This window comes from Ruegeria sp. AB6 (assembly GCF_056542685.1).
Window position 1 is genome coordinate 2,501 of sequence record NZ_JBQGAD010000026.1, and the last position, 3,657, is coordinate 6,157.

The 3,657-nt window shown below is 52.9% G+C and carries 1 tRNA gene and 2 rRNA genes; all 3 read left to right on the plus strand.

The window, feature by feature from the left end:
- Window positions 1-423 precede the first annotated feature (423 nt).
- A 23S ribosomal RNA gene (locus tag ACR0DB_RS22435) occupies window positions 424-3,250 on the plus strand.
- 164 nt (window positions 3,251-3,414) lie between these two features.
- Window positions 3,415-3,529, plus strand: a 5S ribosomal RNA gene (gene rrf / locus ACR0DB_RS22440).
- A gap of 51 nt (window positions 3,530-3,580) precedes the next feature.
- Window positions 3,581-3,657: transfer RNA gene (locus ACR0DB_RS22445), tRNA-Met, on the plus strand.

Sequence of the window (3,657 nt, forward strand, 5' to 3'; positions counted from 1 at the left end):
AATTGACATCGTATAGAGAGAAATCAATCAACACTGTTTGATCGCGCCGAGTGTGGCGTTGATCTCAGTCGTTCTCATCTTTGGATGAGCGGGTTGTGATACGGGTGTTTCCTCGCCTGTCCACGACTATCCCGGCTGAAACGAACAGAGTTGTCCAAGTCAAGTACACTAACCCGCATAACTTAACGGTTATGCATGTCTTCTATCCTCTGCGTGGGGCCGACCGACATCGGCAGCGCGGGTTCCAGGATGGAAGGCGGGAAAGTATGCTTTTGGTTCAGAAGAATGACTGCCTTTAGTTACCAGCTGGGCGGTCTCGATTGATACATAGTCTGCGAAGAACGAAGTTCGTAGCAGACATCGTGCTCAAGTAGCCGAATAGGCGGTAGCACAACTATCGTGTGTCTTTCTTTTTCTGGATCAAATCAAGCGCGAGAAGGGCGTTTGGTGAATGCCTTGGCAGCAAGAGGCGATGAAAGACGTGATACTCTGCGATAAGCCATGGGGAGCTGAGAATAAGCTTTGATCCATGGATCTCTGAATGGGGCAACCCACCTGAAAGCTTCATATTGTTATCCTTGATAATCAATATGTTGCTTAAACAGGTACTTAAGACCTGAATACATAGGGTTTTAAGAGCAAACCCGGGGAACTGAAACATCTAAGTACCCGGAGGAAAGGAAATCAATTGATACTCCCCTAGTAGCGGCGAGCGAACGGGGACCAGCCGAGCCGGATAAGTGACTAGAACACGTTGGGAAGCGTGGCCATAGCGGGTGACAGCCCCGTATAGGAAGCTTTGATGGACGTATTAAGTAGGGCGGAACACGTGAAATTCTGTCTGAAGATCGGAGGACCACCTTCGAAGGCTAAGTACTCCTTGCTGACCGATAGCGAACCAGTACCGTGAGGGAAAGGTGAAAAGCACCCCGACGAGGGGAGTGAAACAGTACCTGAAACCGAACGCCTACAATCAGTCGGAGGATCCTCGAGATCTGACGGCGTACCTTTTGTATAATGGGTCATCGACTTGGTCTTACGAGCAAGCTTAAGCCGTTAGGTGTAGGCGTAGCGAAAGCGAGTCTTAATAGGGCGTATGAGTTCGTGGGATCAGACCCGAAACCGAGTGATCTAGGCATGGCCAGGTTGAAGGTAAGGTAACACTTACTGGAGGACCGAACCCACATCCGTTGAAAAGGATCGGGATGAGCTGTGCCTAGGGGTGAAAGGCCAATCAAACTCGGAGATAGCTGGTTCTCTGCGAAATCTATTTAGGTAGAGCGTCATCCGAATACCCCGGGGGGTAGAGCACTGGATGGGTAATGGGGCCCCACAGGCTTACTGATCCTAACCAAACTCCGAATACCCGGGAGTACTAGATGGCAGACACACTGCGGATGCTAACGTCCGTAGTGGAGAGGGAAACAACCCTGACCTACGACTAAGGCCCCCAATTCATGGCTAAGTGGGAAAGCAGGTGGGACGACCAAAACAACCAGGAGGTTGGCTTAGAAGCAGCCATCCTTTAAAGATAGCGTAACAGCTCACTGGTCTAAATAAGTTGTCCTGCGGCGAAGATGTAACGGGGCTCAAGCCATGAGCCGAAGTCTAGGGATGCGTAAGCATCGGTAGCAGAGCGTAGTGTGACATAGTCTCATTCCTCCTTCATGCCTTCGGGCAGATTGGAGGAGAGAGGCTTTCGATGAAGCGGGCGCGTGAGCGATCCCGTGGAGAGATCACTAGTGAGAATGATGACATGAGTAGCGACAAAGAGTGTGAGAGACACTCTCGCCGAAAGTCCAAGGGTTCCTGCTTAAAGCTAATCTGAGCAGGGTAAGCCGGCCCCTAAGCCGAGGCCGAAAGGCGTAGGCGATGGGAACTAGGTTAATATTCCTAGGCCAGGAGGATGTGACGGATCACAGGTGTAGTTCAATCTTATCGGATTGATTGGGCTGCTGAGTGGTTCCTGGAAATAGCCCTCCATCAGACCGTACCCTAAACCGACACAGGTGGACTGGTAGAGCATACCAAGGCGCTTGAGAGAACGATGTTGAAGGAACTCGGCAAAATACCTCCGTAAGTTCGCGAGAAGGAGGCCCGGTTCCTAGGCAACTAGGGGCTGGGGGCACAAACCAGGGGGTGGCGACTGTTTATTAAAAACACAGGGCTCTGCGAAGTCGCAAGACGACGTATAGGGTCTGACGCCTGCCCGGTGCCTGAAGGTTAAAAGGAGAGGTGAGAGCCTTGAATTGAAGCCCAGGTAAACGGCGGCCGTAACTATAACGGTCCTAAGGTAGCGAAATTCCTTGTCGGGTAAGTTCCGACCTGCACGAATGGCGTAACGACTTCCCCGCTGTCTCCAACATCGACTCAGCGAAATTGAATTGCCTGTCAAGATGCAGGCTTCCCGCGGTTAGACGGAAAGACCCCGTGCACCTTTACTACAGCTTCGCACTGGCATCAGGATTGTGATGTGCAGGATAGGTGGTAGGCTTTGAAGCAGGAACGCAAGTACCTGTGGAGCCTCCCTTGAGATACCACCCTTCGCACTCTTGATGTCTAACCGCGGTCCGTTATCCGGATCCGGGACCCTGCGTGGCGGGTAGTTTGACTGGGGCGGTCGCCTCCTAAAGCGTAACGGAGGCGCGCGAAGGTTGGCTCAGAGCGGTCGGAAATCGCTCGTTGAGTGCAATGGCAGAAGCCAGCCTGACTGCAAGACTGACAAGTCGAGCAGAGTCGAAAGACGGCCATAGTGATCCGGTGGTCCCGAGTGGAAGGGCCATCGCTCAACGGATAAAAGGTACGCCGGGGATAACAGGCTGATACTGCCCAAGAGTCCATATCGACGGCAGTGTTTGGCACCTCGATGTCGGCTCATCTCATCCTGGGGCTGGAGCAGGTCCCAAGGGTACGGCTGTTCGCCGTTTAAAGAGGTACGTGAGCTGGGTTTAGAACGTCGTGAGACAGTTCGGTCCCTATCTGCCGTGGGTGTAGGAGACTTGAGAGGAGTTGCCCCTAGTACGAGAGGACCGGGGTGAACGATCCACTGGTGGACCAGTTGTCGTGCCAACGGCAGTGCTGGGTAGCTATGATCGGACAGGATAACCGCTGAAGGCATCTAAGCGGGAAGCCCCCCTCAAAACAAGGTCTCCCTGAGGGCCGTGGAAGACCACCACGTCAATAGGCCGGAGATGTAAGCGCAGTAATGCGTTCAGTTGACCGGTACTAATCGCCCGATAGGCTTGATTTGATCCAGTAATGGAAAGACAAGACCAAAGCATACACCAACCTTGAATTGGACAACGTTGATTGAAAACACAACCGAGTGGCACCGCGCCTTTGCAAGCAAAGACGCTGCCTGCCACCTCGTCGCTTTCTTGCAAAGCAAGAAAGTTCACATGGGCTTTTCCTCGGTTTGGTGGTCATAGCGCAAGTGAAACACCCGGTCCCATCCCGAACCCGGAAGTTAAGCACTGCCGCGCCAATGGTACTTGGGCTTAAGCCCCGGGAGAGTAGGTCACCGCCAAACCTAGAAAAAGCCCAATTCTCTCTAACACGATGAAAACAAATCTGACTCTGACGCGGGATGGAGCAGCCCGGTAGCTCGTCAGGCTCATAACCTGAAGGTCGCAGGTTCAAATCCTGCTCCCGCAACCA